This is a genomic window from Fictibacillus macauensis ZFHKF-1 (assembly GCF_000269865.1).
In the GTDB taxonomy this organism is placed as follows: Bacteria; Bacillota; Bacilli; order Bacillales; family Fictibacillaceae; genus Fictibacillus_C; species Fictibacillus_C macauensis.
Genome location: NZ_AKKV01000054.1, coordinates 1 through 1,050, shown reverse-complemented (window position 1 = coordinate 1,050; position 1,050 = coordinate 1). Strand labels below are relative to the sequence as shown.

General features: G+C 41.6%; 1 protein-coding gene. It reads left to right on the top strand.

Annotated features, from left to right (window positions below; all coding sequences use genetic code 11):
• Nucleotides 1–168: 168 nt before the first annotated feature.
• Nucleotides 169–1,050, top strand: an 882-nt coding sequence (locus A374_RS20370) for an ankyrin repeat domain-containing protein (protein WP_007203950.1), incomplete at its 3' end; no start/stop codon positions are given.

The window sequence follows — 1,050 nt, the reverse complement described above, 5'->3', positions numbered from 1 at the left end:
CACCGAATAAAGTTGTGGGTCAACATGGTATAGAAGCATTGGAGGAAGTAGTTAAACGTTTAAGAAATGTTGAAGCAGAGGGTGGAGATCTTGACGATATTGTTCAGGCGCTTGAAGATTTAGGAGACAGAGCTCGTACGAGGTAGCTATAAAATAGGAGGTAAGATGATGGATGAGAAAAGTTTAAACAAATCTATTAGGAGCGCTATTAAGTTGGGCAATAGTGATGAGGTAAAACGGTTATTAGAAGGGAATCCACAATCATTACATGCGATGACGGCTTTTGGAACGTGGTTACATATGGCAGCCAGAACAGGACAGATGGAGTTAGTAGAATACCTGGTCCATCAAGGAATAGATGTTAATACAAAAGGGGACATATTTGATGCTTCACCTTTAAGACTTGCCGCAAGGGCAGGTCATTTGGAAATTGTAAAATATTTAATAGAAAACGGTGCAACATTAGATGTAAGCTTGGCGAAAAGAAATCCATTATTTGGGGCTATTTATGGTGGTCATAAAGAGGTAGCAGAGCTTCTGGTTGAAAAGGGAATCGATATTTCTATTAAGTATACTGGGGAAAGTATTAAGAATATGAGCGCTTATGATTATGCAAAGGAATTTGGGCAAACCGAAATTGCTGACTATCTCAAACGAAAAATGATTGAAAGAGGTGCTGAGGTGAATGATCCTGCTCATGAAAATGAGGACGAGGATGAGGACGTAATTTTAGCGCAGATGGCCAAACACTTTGGCTCTGTCAAAAACAGTATAGGAGAAATTATTCCTGGCAGTAAAGTGGCTGTGACGATTCACATCATTCCTTCATCGGAAGAACACCCTTTTACGACGCTTTTTACAACCGGTATGAGTGATGAATCAATGGGCTATTCGATCGAGGAACAAGCGTTTAAATATGCAGAACTGTTGCTGAAGCTGCCATCCGATTGGCCTGTTGAACAAGGCGCGATGGACGATCCAGCCCACTTTTGGCCTTTGACCTGGCTAAGACAGGTGGCGCATATTCCGCATCTGTATGACGGAGGACTT